General features: G+C 61.6%; 15 protein-coding genes. 11 read left to right on the top strand and 4 right to left on the bottom strand.

The window, feature by feature from the left end; genetic code table 11:
• Positions 1-296 precede the first annotated feature (296 nt).
• On the bottom strand, positions 297-1,616 hold the full coding sequence (gene shiA, locus NE850_RS06290) for a shikimate transporter (protein ID WP_007176514.1): 1,320 nt from the start codon (positions 1,614-1,616) through the stop codon (positions 297-299).
• A gap of 318 nt (positions 1,617-1,934) precedes the next feature.
• Here shiA and NE850_RS06285 point away from each other — a divergent pair, with 318 nt between their 5' ends.
• The 5 genes from NE850_RS06285 to NE850_RS06265 all read left to right on the top strand — a co-directional run bounded on the left by NE850_RS06285 (position 1,935) and on the right by NE850_RS06265 (position 6,200).
• Positions 1,935-2,156, top strand: coding sequence for a hypothetical protein (locus tag NE850_RS06285; RefSeq protein ID WP_007176515.1), 222 nt, complete (start codon positions 1,935-1,937; stop codon positions 2,154-2,156).
• Positions 2,134-2,853 (top strand): GntR family transcriptional regulator, encoded by a 720-nt coding sequence (locus tag NE850_RS06280; protein ID WP_007176516.1) that lies wholly within the window; start codon positions 2,134-2,136, stop codon positions 2,851-2,853. The genes NE850_RS06285 and NE850_RS06280 overlap by 23 nt, the downstream gene beginning before the upstream one ends.
• A 275-nt stretch (positions 2,854-3,128) precedes the next feature.
• Positions 3,129-4,376 carry a formyl-CoA transferase gene (frc, locus tag NE850_RS06275; RefSeq protein WP_310698536.1) on the top strand — a complete coding sequence of 416 codons (1,248 nt, stop codon included), beginning with the start codon at positions 3,129-3,131 and terminating at the stop codon, positions 4,374-4,376.
• Positions 4,377-4,394: 18 nt separating this feature from the next.
• A complete protein-coding gene (locus NE850_RS06270; protein WP_007176518.1) occupies positions 4,395-5,213 on the top strand; it encodes a fumarylacetoacetate hydrolase family protein in 819 nt (272 codons plus the stop codon).
• Between the two features lie 63 nt (positions 5,214-5,276).
• Positions 5,277-6,200: an NAD(P)(+) transhydrogenase (Re/Si-specific) subunit beta gene (locus NE850_RS06265; RefSeq protein ID WP_007176519.1), complete on the top strand. Its 924-nt coding sequence runs from the start codon at positions 5,277-5,279 to the stop codon at positions 6,198-6,200.
• Between the two features lie 65 nt (positions 6,201-6,265).
• Here NE850_RS06265 and NE850_RS06260 read toward each other — a convergent pair whose 3' ends face one another.
• The gene (locus NE850_RS06260; protein WP_007176520.1) at positions 6,266-6,571 is read right to left on the bottom strand and encodes a hypothetical protein; all 306 of its coding nucleotides are present in this window, start codon (positions 6,569-6,571) and stop codon (positions 6,266-6,268) included.
• A 96-nt stretch (positions 6,572-6,667) separates the two neighbouring features.
• Complete coding sequence (locus tag NE850_RS06255; protein ID WP_007176521.1) at positions 6,668-7,615, bottom strand: LysR family transcriptional regulator; 948 nt, start codon at positions 7,613-7,615, stop codon at positions 6,668-6,670.
• A gap of 410 nt (positions 7,616-8,025) precedes the next feature.
• Between NE850_RS06255 and oxlT the strand changes: the two genes are divergently transcribed.
• The 3 genes from oxlT (at position 8,026) to NE850_RS06240 (ending at position 11,916) form a co-directional block, all read left to right on the top strand.
• The gene (gene oxlT / locus NE850_RS06250; RefSeq protein ID WP_007176522.1) at positions 8,026-9,369 is read left to right on the top strand and encodes an oxalate/formate MFS antiporter; all 1,344 of its coding nucleotides are present in this window, start codon (positions 8,026-8,028) and stop codon (positions 9,367-9,369) included.
• A 30-nt stretch (positions 9,370-9,399) separates the two neighbouring features.
• A complete protein-coding gene (locus NE850_RS06245) occupies positions 9,400-10,383 on the top strand; it encodes a LysR family transcriptional regulator (RefSeq protein WP_035517089.1) in 984 nt (327 codons plus the stop codon).
• A gap of 81 nt (positions 10,384-10,464) precedes the next feature.
• On the top strand, positions 10,465-11,916 hold the full coding sequence (locus NE850_RS06240) for an aldehyde dehydrogenase family protein (RefSeq protein ID WP_165189608.1): 1,452 nt from the start codon (positions 10,465-10,467) through the stop codon (positions 11,914-11,916).
• Between the two features lie 103 nt (positions 11,917-12,019).
• Here NE850_RS06240 and NE850_RS06235 read toward each other — a convergent pair whose 3' ends face one another.
• On the bottom strand, positions 12,020-12,997 hold the full coding sequence (locus NE850_RS06235) for a 2-dehydropantoate 2-reductase (RefSeq protein WP_007176525.1): 978 nt from the start codon (positions 12,995-12,997) through the stop codon (positions 12,020-12,022).
• A gap of 461 nt (positions 12,998-13,458) precedes the next feature.
• On the opposite strand from NE850_RS06235, the gene NE850_RS06230 reads away from it, so the two are divergent.
• The 3 genes from NE850_RS06230 to NE850_RS06220 all read left to right on the top strand — a co-directional run bounded on the left by NE850_RS06230 (position 13,459) and on the right by NE850_RS06220 (position 16,665).
• Complete coding sequence (locus NE850_RS06230) at positions 13,459-14,874, top strand: undecaprenyl-phosphate glucose phosphotransferase (protein ID WP_007176526.1); 1,416 nt, start codon at positions 13,459-13,461, stop codon at positions 14,872-14,874.
• A 154-nt stretch (positions 14,875-15,028) separates the two neighbouring features.
• Positions 15,029-16,231 (top strand): polysaccharide biosynthesis/export family protein, encoded by a 1,203-nt coding sequence (locus NE850_RS06225; protein WP_310698535.1) that lies wholly within the window; start codon positions 15,029-15,031, stop codon positions 16,229-16,231.
• Positions 16,228-16,665 (top strand): low molecular weight protein-tyrosine-phosphatase, encoded by a 438-nt coding sequence (locus NE850_RS06220; RefSeq protein ID WP_007176528.1) that lies wholly within the window; start codon positions 16,228-16,230, stop codon positions 16,663-16,665. Before NE850_RS06225 ends, NE850_RS06220 begins: the two co-directional genes overlap by 4 nt.
• The last annotated feature ends 2 nt before the right edge of the window (positions 16,666-16,667 follow it).

Genomic DNA, 16,667 nt, shown 5'->3' with positions numbered 1-16,667 from the left:
CGGCGTATAAGTCGCGGATTTCGAAGCCGTCGATATATGTATTCAAATTACATATCAAGCGCTCAAATCCACGACAAAAATAGCACCGATGAACGATAGGGGGCGATCATGGCCTTTGCAATATGAGATGAAAAAACATAAGGTGTTTGCCTGGGTGAAACACGACCGTACCCCGTCGAAGCGCGGCACCGCAGAGCGAATGGCCGGAATAAACTACCGGATACCCGAAACGAAACGGGCCGGCAGTGGCATCTTTCGCCACGCCGGCCCGTTTCTGGCGGTGCTGTATCAGAGCATCAGGCGACGGTGCGCCCGGTTCTCATCCTGGCCGCCACGAGCAACGAGATCAGACAGCCCACCGCCAGATAAGCGGCCACCGGATGCCAGGAGCCGCCGGCAAAATTGACCAGCGCCACCGCAATGAACGGCGTGAAGCCGCCGCCAACCACACTCGCCACCTGATAGCCCACACCCGCGCCGCTGTAGCGATACTCGGTGCCGAACAGTTCCGTGAACATGGGCTGCTGCACGCTCACCACCATGTCGTGCGCGAGGTTGGCGAGCATGACGGCAAAGACCACGATCCATACCGTCGAGCGCGCTTCCAGCGCGAGGAAGAACGGCACTGCGCTCAGCATGCCGACCAGCGCGCCGATCATATATACACGGCGGCGGCCGAAGCGATCCGCCAGCGCGGCGAAGCACGGAATCGTCACGCAACTCAGCGCGCCGACCAGCAGACCGATGCTGAGGAAAAATTCGCGCGGCATATGCAGGTTCGCCGTCGAGTAGTTAAGCGCGAAGGCGGTCACGATATACATCGTGAACAACTCGGCGAGTCGCAGCGCGATGATCAGCAGGAAAGCCTTCGGGTGCCGCAGCAACGCTTCGACAATCGGCAGGCGCACGCTGTGTTCACCGTGCTCGCCGACTTTCTCGATGAACTCCTTCGACTCTTCCATGCTCGAGCGGATCCACAGCGCGATCAGCACCAGCACCACGCTGAACAGGAAGGGCAGGCGCCAGCCCCAGCTCAGGAACGAGGCGTTATCCATCGCACGGCTGATGAGCGCGACCAGCCCGGTCGAGAGCACGAGGCCCACACCGTAGCCGACCTGCACGCCGCTGCTGTAAAACGCTTTCTTCTTCTCAGGTGCGCTTTCCACGGCCATCAGCGCCGCGCCGCCCCATTCGCCGCCCACCGCGAAGCCCTGCATCGCGCGCAATGTCACGAGCAGCACCGGCGCCAGCCAGCCGATGGTGGCGAACGACGGCAGCAGGCCGATCGCGGCGGTGGAAAGTCCCATCATCATGACCGTGAGCACGAGCATGCGCTTGCGTCCGAAGCGGTCGCCGAAGTGTCCGAACACGAAGCCGCCGAGCGGACGGAACAGAAAACCGACCCCGAAGGTAGCGAACGCGGCAAGCGTCCCCATCGCCGGGCTGACCTTGGGGAAGAACTCGGCGTTGAAAACGAGCGCGGCGACGATGCCATACAGCAGGAAGTCGTACCAGTCGACCACGGCGCCGACGAAGCTGCCGAGCGCCGCTTTGCGGGCCCGGCTGCGCGCGTTGCGGTTGTCGGCCATCGCGGCCGTTGGGAGGGTGGTGCTCATCACAGTGTCTCCTTGAACTTTCTGACTGCCGCAGTCGCGCGGGAAGAGGGGCGTTGCCGCTCGCGATCGGTCGCAGGATGTCCGAAGGTTAATGAGGCGAGACCGATCCCACAATCCGCCTTCGATCGATATTGCGCGTTTACACCGAGCGTCGCCAGGTTCGGGCGCCGCGAGGAACCGTCTGTAGGGCAGCCGTGCTACCTTGAAGGTTCGATCTCGATACCACAGTCACTGATATACTACATACGGAATATTGATTTTTGCGGCATTGCAGCATATGATTGAGTCATTCCTTCACTCAATCATTCGGAGTTACAAATGGAATTTGTTCCTCTCTCGCTGTTTGCTGCTGCTGTCGTGGGTTTGGGCGCTGCGGCCACGGTTCTGCTGACTCGCTGGATTCCGCAACCGGTTGCGCAGCTTGCAGCGCAACATGGTCGGTTCGTGGGCTTGGGCGAGCAACGCGGCGCAGCCATGCCGGCCCCGTACCGTGCACATGTTCAACAAGAGGCGATGAATGTCGTCAGAACTTCAAACTGAAGCAGTGGCCACCCCTTTAACGTTGTCATTGCAGCCGATCGGCGCGAGCGCGAGCCTGCGCGATCAGGCGTATGCCATGCTCCGCCAGGCGATTGCGGACGCGGACATCTACCAGAACCGCGAGGAAATCCGTCTCGACGAGCGCGTGCTGAGCGAATCGCTCGGCGTGAGCCGCACGCCGGTGCGCGAGGCCATGACGCTGCTCGAGCAGGAAGGTTTTCTGCGTATGGTGCCGCGGCGCGGCATCTATATCGTGCGCAAGAGCAAGCGCGAAATCGTCGAAATGATCCAGATGTGGGCCGCGCTCGAAAGCATGGCGGCGCGTCTTGCCACCTTGCACGCCACAGACGAGGAAATTGCCCGCCTGCGCCATATGTTCGACAACTTCCGCGACGCGACGCCCGCTGAGCATATCGCCGAGTATTCGGACGCCAATATCGCCTTTCATCAGGCGATCGTCGAACTATCCAGGTCGCAGATCATTCTCGACACGATCAAGAACATCTTCATTCACGTGCGGGCGATTCGCCGCATGACCATTTCGCAGAGCGACCGCGCTTCGCGCTCGATCGTCGACCACCTGCGCATTATCGAGGCGCTGGAGCAGCGGGATACCGAACTGGCCGAGCGTCTCACGCGTCAGCACTCGCTGGATCTCGCCGCATTTGTCGAGGCGAATTGCGATTTTCTGGACTGACGCTCGGCTGGGCGGCGGTTGATCGGCAAGTTGGCAAGAAGGGCCCGCGGCGGAAGCGCCGCGGGCTTTTTTTGTTTGCGCCGCCTGGCCGAAATGATCGCGTGGCAGTCGTAGTGCGGGATAAACCCCGCTTGACGATGTTAAAAATATGGTATGTGATATATCAAACGTGCCGAATCGGGATCTTAGCGTAGTACTTCCTCCAGTTCGGCCTCGCGCGTTCACCGCTTTTCCAAACCATGCACAAATAAGCCCGGCCCTTCAGGAGACAGGACATGAGCAAAGCACTCGACGGTGTGCGCATTCTCGACTTCACGCATGTGCAATCCGGACCCACCTGCACGCAACTGCTGGCATGGTTCGGCGCGGATGTGATCAAGGTCGAGCGGGCGGGCGCGGGCGACATCACGCGCGAGCAGTTGCGCGACATTCCCGAGGTGGACAGCCTCTACTTCACGATGCTCAACCACAACAAGCGCTCGGTCACGATCGATACGAAAAACCCCGAAGGCAAGCAGGTACTCGAAGCGCTGATCCAGAAATGCGACGTTCTGGTGGAGAACTTCGCGCCGGGCGCGCTGGACCGCATGGGCTTCACGTGGGAGCGGATTCAGGAGTTGAATCCGCGCATGATCGTCGCTTCCGTGAAGGGCTTCGGCCCAGGGCCGTACGAGGATTGCAAGGTCTATGAGAACGTCGCGCAATGCGCGGGCGGCGCGGCCTCGACCACAGGCTTCGACGATGGCCCGCCGGTCGTGACGGGCGCGCAGATCGGCGATAGCGGCACCGGCTTGCATCTGGCGCTCGGCATCGTCACTGCGCTTTATCAGCGCACGCACACCGGACGCGGCCAGCGCGTGCTCGCCGCGATGCAGGACGGCGTGCTCAATCTGTGCCGCGTGAAGCTGCGCGATCAGCAGCGGCTCGAACGCACCGGCACGATGAAAGAGTATCCGCAATATCCGAACGGACAGTTCGGTGAAGCGGTGCCGCGCGCGGGCAATGCATCCGGCGGCGGTCAGCCGGGCTGGATCCTGAAGTGCAAGGGCTGGGAGACGGACCCCAACGCGTATATCTACTTCATCACGCAGGCGCCGGTATGGGCGAAGATCTGCAATGTGATCGGCAAGGAAGAGTGGGCGACAGATCCCGATTACGCGACGCCCGCCGCGCGTCTGCCTCACCTGAAGGACATCTTCGCCGAGATCGAGCGCTGGACCATGACGAAGACCAAGTTCGAGGCCATGCAGATTCTCAACAAATACGACATTCCGTGCGGACCGATCCTATCCATGAAGGAAATCGCCGAAGAGCCTTCGTTGCGCAAAACCGGCACGATCGTCGAAGTGGATCATCCGACTCGCGGCAAATACCTGACGGTCGGCAATCCTATCAAACTGTCCGACAGCCCGACCGAAGTCATGCGTTCACCGCTGCTCGGCGAACATACCGACGAAGTCATGGCCGAACTCGGCTATTCGCCCGAACAGATCAGTGCACTGCGCACAGCCGGCGCGATCTAGGCGCACAAGGAGCGACGTATGGATACGTGGATGCGATTCATGTCGAGCGACGGCGGCGTCGTGTTCGGCCGTGTGGAGGGGGGATATCTGCACGAATATGAAAGTCTCGATCAGCCGGTGCCGACCGGCGCCGTGCTGTCGACGCGTGCGCTGACGCCGCTTGCGCCGTGCGCGCCCGGCAAGATCGTCGCGCTGTGGAACAACTATCACGCGCTGGCGGCGAAGCTTGGCAAGCCCGTACCGACGCATCCGCTGTTCCTGCTGAAACCGGCCGGTTCGGTGATCGGCGCGGATGAGCCGATCCAGCGGCCGCTCAGCTACGCGGGCAGGATCGTTTATGAAGGCGAGCTCGGTATCGTGATCGGGCGGCGCTGCCGCGATGCGAGCGTCGAAGAGGTGGCCGAAGCGATTTTCGGCTACACGCTCGTCAACGACGTCACCGCTGCCGACCTGCTGAACGAGAATCCGCACTTTCCGCAATGGTGCCGGGCGAAGGGCTTCGATACGTTTTGCTGCATCGGGCCGGCGATCGTCTCCGGTTTCGACTGGCAACGAGCGCGTCTTGTCACGACGCTCGACGGCGTGGAGCGGCAGAACTATCCGCTCGCCGACATGGTTTTCTCGCCCGCCGAGCAGGTGAGTCTGATCTCGCAGGATCTCACGCTCGAACCGGGCGATGTGATCGCGTGCGGCACGTCGGTCGGCGTCGGGTCGATCAGGGATGGCGCGACGGTATCGATTACGGTCGAGGGGATCGGCACGCTCAGCAACAGCTTGAACGCCGCGCGCGCGGCGGCCGTGGCCGGCGCGGAGCCGGTGGTGGCAAGCGCCGGCTGACGGCCGGCCGATCGCGCGATCCATCGGGCACGTGCCCATGCATTCCGACACGAAGGAGTATGCATGCCGCTAGCGTATGACAGTACCGTGTGGTGTTCGCTGGCTGTGTTGTTTGCTTCCGTGTTGGCTGTCGCGCTTGCTGCAGTCGGACAACTGCAGTTCGATCGACGACCGAGGCGTCGACCGGACTGGCACGCCGGCGCATTGGCCGCCGCACTTGCAGGGCTTTTTGCGGTGGGGATGGGCGCGAGCAACGGCGTGATCGGCGCCGCGGTGGCGGGCGCGGTGCCCGGCGCGTGGCTGGCGCGCCGACGCAACCTGACGCGGCGGCCGTGCCTGGTTGCCCTGTTGGGCAGCGGCATGGGGCTCGCTGTGATGTCGGGCGGCTTTGCGCGTTATCTGTCGTCGGCGGCGCAGGCCAACGTCGAGCGCATCGGACTCTATGTCGCCGTGTTCATTGGCGCGTTGATCTTTGCCACATCGGCGATTGCGTTCTGCAAACTGCGCGGTGCGTTGGAACCGGCGGCGGTGGCGCGTCCGGGCCATGACATCGTCAATCTGCTTGCGCTGCTGCTGTGCGGTTGGCTCGGCTACGGTTTCGTCACTGAACAGGCGCAGCCGTTCGGATTCGCTGCGCTACTCGCGATGAGCGCGTTGGCCTGCGCGATGGGTGTGCATCTGATGATGAGCCGCGAGTATTCCGACGGCCACGAGTCCGGCGGACATGATTCAGGCACGCTTGCCTTTGCCGCGCGTTGCCGTAGTCATAGCCATAGTCTGACGACGGGCAAACGCGGGCTGTTGGCGCGAATCGTATGGCGCGGCGGCGAAGAGCAGACGTGGACGCTGCGCGACATAACGCGAGGCGATGTGCGCACGGCAGCCTACTCACGTTGTCGAAGCGAGCGGCATGGAGTGAGCGTGGACGGCCGGCAACGCATGTGCGCCCACCTTCGAGCGACTCGCGCCACAACGCGGCGTGCCTGATGAAGGCACGCATAGATGAAACGGCGAGTAGGGCGCAAAGCGGCAGCGAGATCCCGCCAGCGCTCTCAGCCGCCTGTCGCCGCGAACTCGCTGAAGTACTGGGCCTTCTTGTGCAGAATCAGTTGAGCGAGAAAGTCAGCATCGTACGCACGGTGAAGATGGCTGTGAAACCGCTCGATATAGGCGGTGATCCGGGCAGCTTCGCTGTTGAACTCCTTGAGCACGTCGAGCGTGGCGCGATCCCAGCGGAAACGCAGGCCGAGGTCGCTGAAAGCGGCGTTGTAAGCGCTCAGATGCGCATCGTCGGGATGGATCGCGGCAACACGGGCAGTGTGCGCGCTGCTACGAGACTCAACCGAAGCGTGATTCATGATCGGCCTCCTGGGCTGGCGAGTGAGGGAACTCGCTTGCAGCATAGAAGTCCTGACGAATCCGCAATAGTTAAAGTTTCATTGGGTCTCCATAGCCTACTGCTTATACACGCTCAATTCCTTGACGCGCGTGATCTTCTCGATCAGGTTCGCGCCTTCCTCCATGAGGAAGCGTTTGAACGCGACCGCCACCGGCGGCAGGCGCTTGTTTTTGCGGTGCACCACGTACCAGTTGAGCATGACCGGAAAGCTCTCGACGTCGAGCACGACCAGATGGCCGAGCTGCAGTTCGAGGCTGATCGTATGCGCGGACAGGAAAGCGATGCCCATGCCCGCGATCACGGCCTGCTTGATCGTCTCGGTGCTTTTGATTTCCATGGCGATCTTGAGGTTGGCGAGGCGTCCGGCAAAGCCTTCCTCCATCGAATTCCACGTGTCCGAGCCGCGTTCGCGCACGATGAAGGCTTCGCTCGCCAACTGACCGATCTTGATGCTGCGCTTGTGCGCAAGCGGGTGCGTGGGCGCCGCCACGATCACGTACGGGTGCGGCGCGAACGGCTCATTGGTCGCGTCGGTTTCATGGGGCGGGCGCACCATTACCGCGAGATCGGTCTGATTGGTCGCGAGCTGATGCAGCAGTTCTTCGCGGTTGTGCACGGCGAGGTTGAGCACCACACCCGAGTAGCGGCGCGTGAATTCGGCCAGCAGCCGGGGAAAGAAGTAGTCGCCCGCGCTGATCACCGCGACATTCAGCTTACCGCCGGAGACGCCCTTGAGCTGGCTCATCGCTTCGTCCACTTCGTGGAACTGCTGGATGATCGCGCGGCTGTAGTGAAGCATCTCGGTGCCGGCCGGTGTCAGATAGATCTTCTTGCCGAGTTGTTCGAACAGCGGCAGCCCCGCGTGTTCTTCGAGTTGGCGGACCTGGGTGGAGACGGCCGGCTGTGTGAGATGCAATTCTTCGGCGGCGCGCGAGAAGCTCAGGTGGCGCGCCACCGTTTCGAAAACCTTGAGTTGCCGCAGCGTCGCATTTCGCATCGTCATGGCCGATGTATAAGCAAAAGTGAATCAACATAATAACAAACTTTAATTATTAGTAATTCAGCAATGACCCTAGCATGGCTCTGTATAAGAAAGCGGAAATACCGCCGCAACGATCGGCAAAGTACTCGGGTTAACGCTTGGATTCAAGGCCTATCCGGCGATAGGCCCGGCGCTTCATCACAGTGAAAAAGCATTAATTGATCGGAATAAAGCACTTTCCGGAAAAGCGAAGAATTCAAGCTGGACGAATTTAAAGCAGCGGATTAAAGACGCAAATATCAGATATTCCCGGGAGCACGGCTTTTCGGGTCATAACCATAAGGTGGGACGCATACAGCGCGGCATATCCCGAGGGGATTTCCTTCGGGACGTCGGCCGGCTGCACTAAATCAATAGTGGAGACAAGGCTCATGGACGATATCACTCAGCAGACCAAGGCCCGGGTGTTTTGGGCGAACCGTTGGTGGCAACTCGTCATCGGCATGGTGTGCATGGCACTCGTCGCCAATCTTCAATACGCGTGGACGCTGTTCGTCACGCCGATGAACGCGCGGCATCACTGGGGCGAGGCGTCCATTCAACTTGCGTTCGCCATCTTCATTCTGACCGAAACGTGGCTCGTGCCGCTCGAAGGCTGGCTCGTCGACCGGTTCGGACCTCGGCCCGTGGTCGCCGGCGGCGCCGTATGCGCGGGCATTGCATGGGTGATGAATTCGTATGCGACGACCCTGCCGATGCTGTACGTCTCAGCGGTCATCGCCGGGATCGGTGCGGGCGGCGTGTACGGCACGTGCGTGGGTAACGCGTTGAAATGGTTTCCGGACCGGCGCGGTCTCGCCGCCGGTCTCACGGCCGCGGGCTTCGGCGCAGGCGCGGCGGTGACGGTGATTCCGATTGCCAACATGATTACGCGCTCGGGCTATGAGCACACGTTCTTCTTCTTCGGCATTCTGCAAGGCGGCTGCATTCTGGCGCTCGCGTTGCTATTGAAGAAGCCGAATTTGCGCCAGCAACCCGCGGCGAAGAAAAAGTTCGCCGTTTCGAAGGTGGACTTCACGCCCGGCCAGATGATCAGGACGCCGGTGTTCTGGGTGATCTATGTGTCGTTCGTGGCGGTGGCCGCGGGCGGTTTGATGGCGACCGCGCAGATCGGTCCGATCGCGAAAGACTGGGGGCTTGCCCGCATTCCGATGACGATCTTCGGCATGACCTTGCCGCTGCTGACCGCCACGCTTTCCATCGACAATGTGTGCAACGGCTTTACGCGTCCGCTGTGCGGTTTCATCTCCGACAAGCTCGGTCGTGAAAACACCATGTTCGTGATCTTTATCGGCGAGGGTCTCGCGCTGCTCGGCCTGATGCAATACGGTACCAATCCGTATGCGTTCATGACATTCGCCGCGTTGATCTTCCTCTTCTGGGGGGAGATCTTCTCGATCTTTCCGGCAATCTGTGCCGATACTTTTGGCAGTAAATATGCGGCGGCCAATGCGGGCACTTTGTACACCGCAAAGGGCACGGCTTCGCTGCTGGTGCCGATCGCTTCGGTCCTGTCGGCGACCGGCGGCTGGAGTCTCGTCTTCATCGTCTCCGCCGTGGTGACCATCGCGGCGGGTATCTCGGCGAAATTCATACTCGCCCCCATGCGCGCACGCTGGATCGAAACACACAACGAGCCCCAAGGCGTGCTGGCGGTGGCCGGCGCCGGCCAGGCCTCGCGGCTGAGTCGCTGGCCTGAGCAGACAGGGGAATAGGGTGAGCGGCCCGTGCCCGGCGGCGGCGTCATGAATGTTTCGTTGCAGCAACTCAAGGTGTTCGTCGCCGTCGCGCGTGAGCGCAGCTTCACGCGCGCGGCGCGCGAGTTCGATTTGACGCAGTCGGCAGTGAGCCGTTGTGTGCGCGAACTCGAAGAAGCCGTGGAACTGAAACTCTTCGACCGTACCACGCGCCAGGTTGAACTGACTCATGCGGGCGCGAGTCTCGAACGAAGGATCGGCCGACTGCTCGATGAAATCGAACTGACGCTGCGTGAAGAACGGGCTGCTTACGACGGACACACCGGTGTGGTGGTGCTGGCGAGCAATCCGGTGCTGTCGTCGGGCTGGGTGGCACAGGGGCTTGCACGATGCGCGGCGGCTTATCCGGAGTTGATCGTCTCCGTCAGGGATCAGCCGCAAAGCGGTGTGCTCGCGAGTGTCGAGCAAGGCGAGGTGGACTTCGGCGTGGTGTCGTTGGCGGAGCCGCTCGCCGGCGATCTGTTGCGCGCGCAAGTGGTTTTCACGACGCCGCTGCATGCGGTGATGCCGTCCGCGCATCCGCTTGCACGCCATGCCACCGTTGCATGGAGCGCGTTGCACGAATGGGCGCTCGTTACGCTGAATGGCGACGCGGGCGTGCGCTCAGCGCTCGAACTTGCCTTTAACTCGAACGGTGTGAAGCGCAGACCGGTCCAGGAGTTCGGGCATGTCGCCGCGGTCTTGCGCATGGTCGAACTGGGGCTCGGCATCGGCGTATTACCCGTCGACGGACATTGGCCCGAAGTGAGCCCGTCGCTCGTCAGCCGGCCGCTCTCGCCCGCTATGAATCTGACGACGCTCCTCGTGCATCGCCGCAACCGTTCTCTCAGACCCAACGCCGCGGCCGCCTGGGCACAGTTCTCCGCGCCAGCCGGCGCGACTTCGAATGCCGCCGACATGTCGCCGTCCGCTTCGCCAACGCGAATGGCGTCGAGCGTCGCGCGCGACGGCGCCGTGCTCCATGAGCCCTAGCCACGCTTCTTATCCCGAGCCGGTTCGCAGTATTCAGCCCATTCACTATCCCAGCCAGCATTTCAAGCAAGGAGCTTCATGATGGAAACTGAAACCGACCTCAGGCGCCATGATTTACTGATCGACGGCAAGCGTTTGCCGCCCGGCAGCGGCGAGTATTCCGTCGACATCGACCCCGCCACCGAAGAGCCGATCGCACTGGTTGCGCAAGGCAGCGCCGCCGACGTGGACGCGGCCGTGCACGCGGCGCGTGCCGCACTGAAAGTATGGAACGCGATACGGGCCGCCGAGCGCGGCCGCATTCTGATGCGTCTTGCCGGCCTGATGCGCGCGAATTTCGACGAGCTCGCCGCGCTCGAAAGCCTCGACGCGGGCAAGCCGATTGCCGCGGTGATGCGCCAGGACATTCCGGCCGCGATCGATACGCTCGAATATTACGCAGGCTGGTGCGACAAGATCAACGGCCAGGTCGTGCCGGTGCGGCCCGATGCATTGACGTACACGTTGCGTGAGCCGGTCGGCGTGGTCGCCGCGATCGTGCCGTGGAATTTCCCGCTGATGATCGGCATGTGGAAGATCGCGCCGGCGCTCGCGTGCGGTTGTACGGTGATTGTCAAGCCTGCCGAGATCACACCGCTGAGCGCATTGCGCGTCGGCGAACTGGCACTCGAAGCGGGCATGCCGCCGGGCGTGCTGAATATCGTCACTGGCAAGGGACGCGTGGTCGGCGACGCGCTGGTTGCGCATCCCGGCGTCGACAAGGTGACGTTCACGGGCTCGCCCTCCGTGGGGCGCGGCATTCTGCAAGGCGCGGCCGGCAATTTCAAGCGCGTCACGCTGGAGCTCGGCGGCAAATCGGCCAACCTGATTTTCCCGGATGCCAATCTCGACAACGCGGTGCGCGCCGCAGCGGCGGGGATTTTCTTCAATACCGGACAGGTGTGCTCGGCGGGCTCGCGCATTCTCGCCCATCGCGACGTGTACGACGAAGTGGTCGAGCGCCTCGCTGCCCGTGCGAAGTCGATCAAGGTCGGCGATCCGTCGTTACGCGAAACGTCCATGGGGCCGCTCATCTCCGCGGCACAGATGAAAACGGTGCTGGGCTATGTCGAAACGGGTCGCGCCGAAGGGGCGTCGCTCGTAACCGGTGGCGCGCGGGTGGGCGAACGCGGCTTCTTTGTCGAGCCGACTGTCTTTGCCGATGTCGAGCATGACATGCGCATTTCGCAGGAGGAGATCTTCGGGCCGGTGGCGAGCGTGATCCGCTTCAACGACGAAGCCGATGCGATACGGATTGCTAACGGCACGTTATATAGCCTCGCCGCGGGTGTGTGGAGCGCGGATATCGGCCGCGTACACCGGGTTGCGCGGGATCTGAGGGCGGGGACCGTGTGGATCAATACCTATGGCTACACCGATGTGCGCCTGCCGTGGGGAGGATCCGGCGACTCGGGGTTCGGCCGCGAACACGGCGACGTCGCGATCGAAAACTTCACGGAGCCCAAGGCGGTGTGGCTCGCTATCGACCAGTAGCAGTAGCGGCCAATAAAAGAGGACCGAATGCGCGTAGCATTCGATCCTCTTTTTGCTTGCGGCCGTCTGGTGGAAAAAGTCTTCTGACGCTTCCTTCGGAATCTCAATTCCCTTGCAACGCCATCCGTTCGCGCAATTTGACGAGTGCCAGCACCACGTCGATAGTCGGCGTGGGCTCGGCAACGAGGCGTCCCATTTCCTGCACGACGGTCAAGAGCGGATCGATCTCCATCGGCCGACGATTCTCCAGGTCCACCAGGGTCGAGGTCTTATGCGCGCCGACCGCACCCGCGCCGTCAATGCGCTTTTCCACATCCACGCGAAAGTGCACGCCGAATTGGTCCGCAATGCGCTTGGCTTCCAGCATCATCGTGCGCGACACGGCGCGCGTGCCGGGGTCGCTGGTGAGCACGTCGAGCGTGGCATGCGTCAATGCGCTGATCGGATTGAAGCACAGGTTGCCCCATAGCTTGAGCCAGATTTCGTCGCGGATATTGTCGCGAATCGGCGCGTCGAAACCGGCCGCCTGCATGACTTCGTGCAATTGCTGAATGCGCGGTGTGCGCTCTCCGCTCGGCTCGCCGATCGGGAATTTCTTGCCGTATACATGCTTGATGACGCCGGGTTCGACGATTTCGGCGGCGGGATACAGCACGCAGCCGATCGCCCGCTCAGGGCCGAGTTTCGTCCATTGACCGCCGTCCGGGTCGACGCTGGCGAGGCGCGTGCCCGCGAACCTGCCGCCGTGCTGATAGAAGTACCAATACGGAATGCCATTGACGCCCGTGACGATCGCCGTGTGTTTGCCGAGCAGCGGCTGCATGGCGTCGACCATGCCGGGCAGCGAATGCGCTTTCAGCGTGACGATCACGAAGTCCTGCACACCGAGCTCGCTCGGGTCGGACGTGCAGCGCACCGGCGAACTGAACGTTTCGCCGTCCATGATCAGACGCGCGCCATGTTCGCGCATGGCTGCGAGATGCGCGCCGCGCGCGACGAAACTCACATCCGCGCCGGCGCGGGCGAGTTGCACACCCATCAAGCCGCCGATCGCTCCCGCTCCGAAGATACAGATCTTCATGATGCCGCTCCTCTGACGATGAATAGTCGCTTGCCCGGTGCCGTATGTCGCCGCGCACGGTCTCTGGGTCAGTGTTCGAGGATAAGGGCGCGTGAAGATTGCAGATAGTTAAAGTTTCTCGACGAGTCCATTAGGGATAGGTTATGGACAGCGAGAGACCGGACTGCTTTAGATATTTCAGAGCCGATCCGAAAACTGGACTCGGAAGCTGACGAATGCAGCGGTTGATTCGGAAATTTCCCGTTTTTGGGCAATCCTGATGGGCGCAGAATGCGATCTCTTTGAAAAGTGATGCATTCGGTTGGCATTGCAAACGGACCGTATTGAGAGTGATGCCATGAAGCCGAGAATTGTTTTGGACTATTCCGTCATGTTTGCGCATGTGGCACCGGTGAACCGGTTACTCAGCGTCGAAGCCGGCGTTCAGCGCCGCAACGCTACCGGGTGGTAGGGCAAGCTCAATGCGAACGGCAATTCGTCAACCTGCCAGCCGGAATTTCGCGGACGTGGACAGCGTACTGGCTCGTCTGCTCGACGTGATGCTGATCGCTTTGGGGGCGGCGCTGGCCTCGTTCGGGCTTACGCCCCACGCGGGGCTGTCGATCCTTGAGGGTGCTTTCGTCGCGTTCGACATGGCCTTCGCCATTTTGCTGCTGCCGTGGTTCGGCGTGTACGACTCATGGCGCGGCCGCTCGAAATGGCGTCTGAGTATCAGCATCGTACTTGGCTGGATCGCGGTGCAGGTTTGCGGTCTCGCGGTGTTGTTCCTGCTTCACCGTGCCTCGTCTGTGTCCCGGCTCTGGTGCTTGAGTTGGACCGCGATCACGGCGGTTGGGCTGGTCGCTTCACGGTTGCTGGTGCATGCGGTCCTCGGCCGCCTGAGGCGGGCAGGAGAGAATCTGCGAATGGTGGCGGTGGTGGGTGCCGGAGCGCATCGCGACCGGGTTATCGCCAACATTGTGCGGTCGCCGGACGCGGGCTTTCGGGCCGTTGCCACATTCAACACGCGGCAGGCAAGCGAGTCGGATTTTCCCGGCTTGCCGTCGTTCGGGCGTCTGCGGGAATTCGCGGACTGGGTGCGCCGTGAACAGATCGAAGAGGTGTGGCTCGCATTGCCGATGTCGGAAGAGGACACCGTATTGCGGATCATCGACGAATTCAGCGGCGACCTCGTCAATGTGCGCTTCATTCCTGACGTGCGCAGTCTTGCAATGTTCGATCGGAACGTGATCGATCTGATCGGCGCGCCGGCCATCAATCTGATGGCCTCGCCGATGACACCGTACGCCCTGATTCAGAAAGCGGTATTCGACCGGCTGTTTGCGATCGCCGCGTTACTGGCGTTGGCGCCGGTGATGCTCTCGATTGCCGTTGCGGTCAAGGCGACGTCGAAGGGGCCGGTGTTGTTTACCCAGCGGCGCAAAGGCGCGGACGGGCGTGTCTTCAGCATTTACAAGTTTCGTTCCATGCGCGAGCACGCGGCGCGGCCCGGTGTGGTTCGCCAGGCCACGCGCGGTGATCCGCGCGTCACTCGGGTGGGCGCGTTTCTGCGTCGTACGAGTCTTGATGAGTTGCCGCAGTTTCTGAATGTGTTGCGCGGCGAAATGTCGGTAGTAGGGCCACGGCCGCACGCGATCGAACACGACGACGAGTACCGGAGCATCGTCGACGGTTATATCCATCGCTACCGGATTAAACCGGGCATCACCGGGTGGGCTCAGGTGAATGGCTTTCGCGGCGAGACGGATCGGATCGAAAAGATGCAGGCGCGCGTGGAACACGATCTGTACTACTTGCGTAACTGGTCGTTCGGGTTGGATATGCGCATTGTTTTTGCCACGGTGGTGAGGGGGTTGCTGCATCGGAATGCATATTGAAATGCGTCGTCAAGATTGCCTTCAATCAGATCGATTATGAAGTACTACTGATTGGAAAGATGATGCATATCCCAGTGGAACATGAATCAAATCTGCCCGATGGTGGGCAGCGAGAACGTGGCTTCGGCACGTTTTCCTGAATAGGTTGAGTACGATGTTAGCGGTATTTTTGACCCGGCCGGCGTTCAGGCTTGGGGTTTTGACGACGGCGGTGGCCGTGTTGAGCAGTGCATGTGCGGTGGCGCCGGGTATGCGAATGGAAACGTCGCGTGTGCAGGGCACGTCGGGTGCATCCGGTACGTCGAGCATTGCCGGAGAAGCGGTGCAAGGTGGAATAAGCGAAAAGGCCGATGCAACGGCTGGCACGCCGGACATCGCTATTACCGAGGTCGATGCGGAGTTGCTCTCGCAACTGGCTCGAAGCCGGAAACAGCAGCAACTCGAACTATCGCAATTGCTCTCGGGGGAGCCCCAGGCTTACACGGTTGGGGCGGGCGATGTACTGCAAATTGTCGTTTGGGATCATCCGGAATTCGCGGCGGCGCTCGGGTCTTCGCAAACGCAATCCTCCTCGCGGCCCGGCGATCCGCTTGCTGGATTCGTCGTCGATCAGAACGGCAGCCTGACATTTCCGTATGCGGGCACGCTGCGCGTAGCCGGTCTGCGCACCGAAGAGATACAGCAACGCTTGAGCGGCGCGCTTGGCAGATATTTAGTCAAGCCGCAAGTCACTGTACGCATGGCGTCTTATCGCGCGCACCAGGTGTATGTCGATGGAGAAGTGCACAGCCCCGGCGCACTGGCTGTCAACGACGTCCCCATGACGCTTTACGAAGCAGTCGGCCGCGCCGGTGGATTCAGCGAAGCCGCCGACCAGAGCGACCTGGTTCTGGTGCGCGGCGAACGGTCTTATCGCGTGAACCTGACGCAGATGCTTGCACAGGGATTGAGCCCGTCGCGCCTCTATCTGAAACCCGGCGATCTGCTGCGCGTGGTGTCGCGTGACGAAAACGGCGCATACGTGATGGGGGAAGTGAACAAGCCTGTCTCCGCGATTCCGCGCCGAACCGGGCGCATGACGCTGGCCGACGCGCTTTCACAGGCCGGCAGCGTGAATGCTTCGACCGCCGACGCTGCACAGATGTTCGTGATCCGCGGCTCGCTGACAGGATCGCCGCAGGTGTTCCACCTCGACGGCCATTCGCCGGTCGCGATGCTGCTCGCCAAGGATTTCGAATTGCAACCGAAAGACGTGGTGTATGTGGACGGCAGCGGCCTGGTTCGCTTCAACCGTGTGCTGAGTCTGTTGATGCCGTTGATCAGCACGGGGCTGACTGCGGGGGTGATTGCGAAATGACCCGGATTTTGATGGTATGCGAGGGCAATGTTTGCCGGAGCCCGGTGGCGCGGGCACTTCTCGAGCGGGCTTTGCCGCGCGTCTCGGTGAGTTCCGCGGGTACGCGTGCGCTCGTTGGCAGGCATGCGGATCCGCTGGCGGTTCAGGTTGCGCGCGAGCACGGCATGGATATTAGCGGTCATGTGGCCGCGGCACTGAGCAACGAACACGTGCGCGCGGCAGATGTCGTGCTAACCATGACCGGCATCCAGCGCGCATTGATTCTCGATCGATTCCCATCCGCCAGGGGAAAGGTTTTCCGGTTGGGCGAACATGAGCAACTCGATATTGTGGATCCGTATCAGCGGCATCGCGTCATTTTTGAACTGGCCTTCGCGCAAATCGAGCACAGCGTTTTGAAATGGTGCGAAGACCTTGCCAGGCTGATGCATTGAAT

The organism is Paraburkholderia sp. USG1, from assembly GCF_031570135.1.
Lineage (GTDB): Bacteria > Pseudomonadota > Gammaproteobacteria > Burkholderiales > Burkholderiaceae > Paraburkholderia > Paraburkholderia dioscoreae.
The sequence above is the reverse complement of the archived record's forward strand: the minus strand, read 5'-3'. Positions and strand labels throughout refer to the sequence as shown.

Bases quoted from the DNA above. Each gene is read 5' to 3' on its own strand.
- NE850_RS06235 (WP_007176525.1), bottom strand. From the start codon at position 12,997: ATGAAGATCTGTATCTTCGGAGCGGGAGCGATCGGCGGCTTGATGGGT.
- NE850_RS06255 (WP_007176521.1), bottom strand. From the start codon at position 7,615: ATGACGATGCGAAATGCGACGCTGCGGCAACTCAAGGTTTTCGAAACG.
- NE850_RS06225 (WP_310698535.1), top strand. From the start codon at position 15,029: ATGTTAGCGGTATTTTTGACCCGGCCGGCGTTCAGGCTTGGGGTTTTG.
- NE850_RS06265 (WP_007176519.1), top strand. From the start codon at position 5,277: ATGCCGCTAGCGTATGACAGTACCGTGTGGTGTTCGCTGGCTGTGTTG.
- NE850_RS06220 (WP_007176528.1), top strand. From the start codon at position 16,228: ATGACCCGGATTTTGATGGTATGCGAGGGCAATGTTTGCCGGAGCCCG.
- NE850_RS06270 (WP_007176518.1), top strand. From the start codon at position 4,395: ATGGATACGTGGATGCGATTCATGTCGAGCGACGGCGGCGTCGTGTTC.
- NE850_RS06260 (WP_007176520.1), bottom strand. From the start codon at position 6,571: ATGAATCACGCTTCGGTTGAGTCTCGTAGCAGCGCGCACACTGCCCGT.
- NE850_RS06245 (WP_035517089.1), top strand. From the start codon at position 9,400: ATGAATGTTTCGTTGCAGCAACTCAAGGTGTTCGTCGCCGTCGCGCGT.
- NE850_RS06285 (WP_007176515.1), top strand. From the start codon at position 1,935: ATGGAATTTGTTCCTCTCTCGCTGTTTGCTGCTGCTGTCGTGGGTTTG.
- NE850_RS06280 (WP_007176516.1), top strand. From the start codon at position 2,134: ATGTCGTCAGAACTTCAAACTGAAGCAGTGGCCACCCCTTTAACGTTG.
- shiA (WP_007176514.1), bottom strand. From the start codon at position 1,616: ATGAGCACCACCCTCCCAACGGCCGCGATGGCCGACAACCGCAACGCG.
- oxlT (WP_007176522.1), top strand. From the start codon at position 8,026: ATGGACGATATCACTCAGCAGACCAAGGCCCGGGTGTTTTGGGCGAAC.
- frc (WP_310698536.1), top strand. From the start codon at position 3,129: ATGAGCAAAGCACTCGACGGTGTGCGCATTCTCGACTTCACGCATGTG.
- NE850_RS06230 (WP_007176526.1), top strand. From the start codon at position 13,459: ATGCGAACGGCAATTCGTCAACCTGCCAGCCGGAATTTCGCGGACGTG.
- NE850_RS06240 (WP_165189608.1), top strand. From the start codon at position 10,465: ATGGAAACTGAAACCGACCTCAGGCGCCATGATTTACTGATCGACGGC.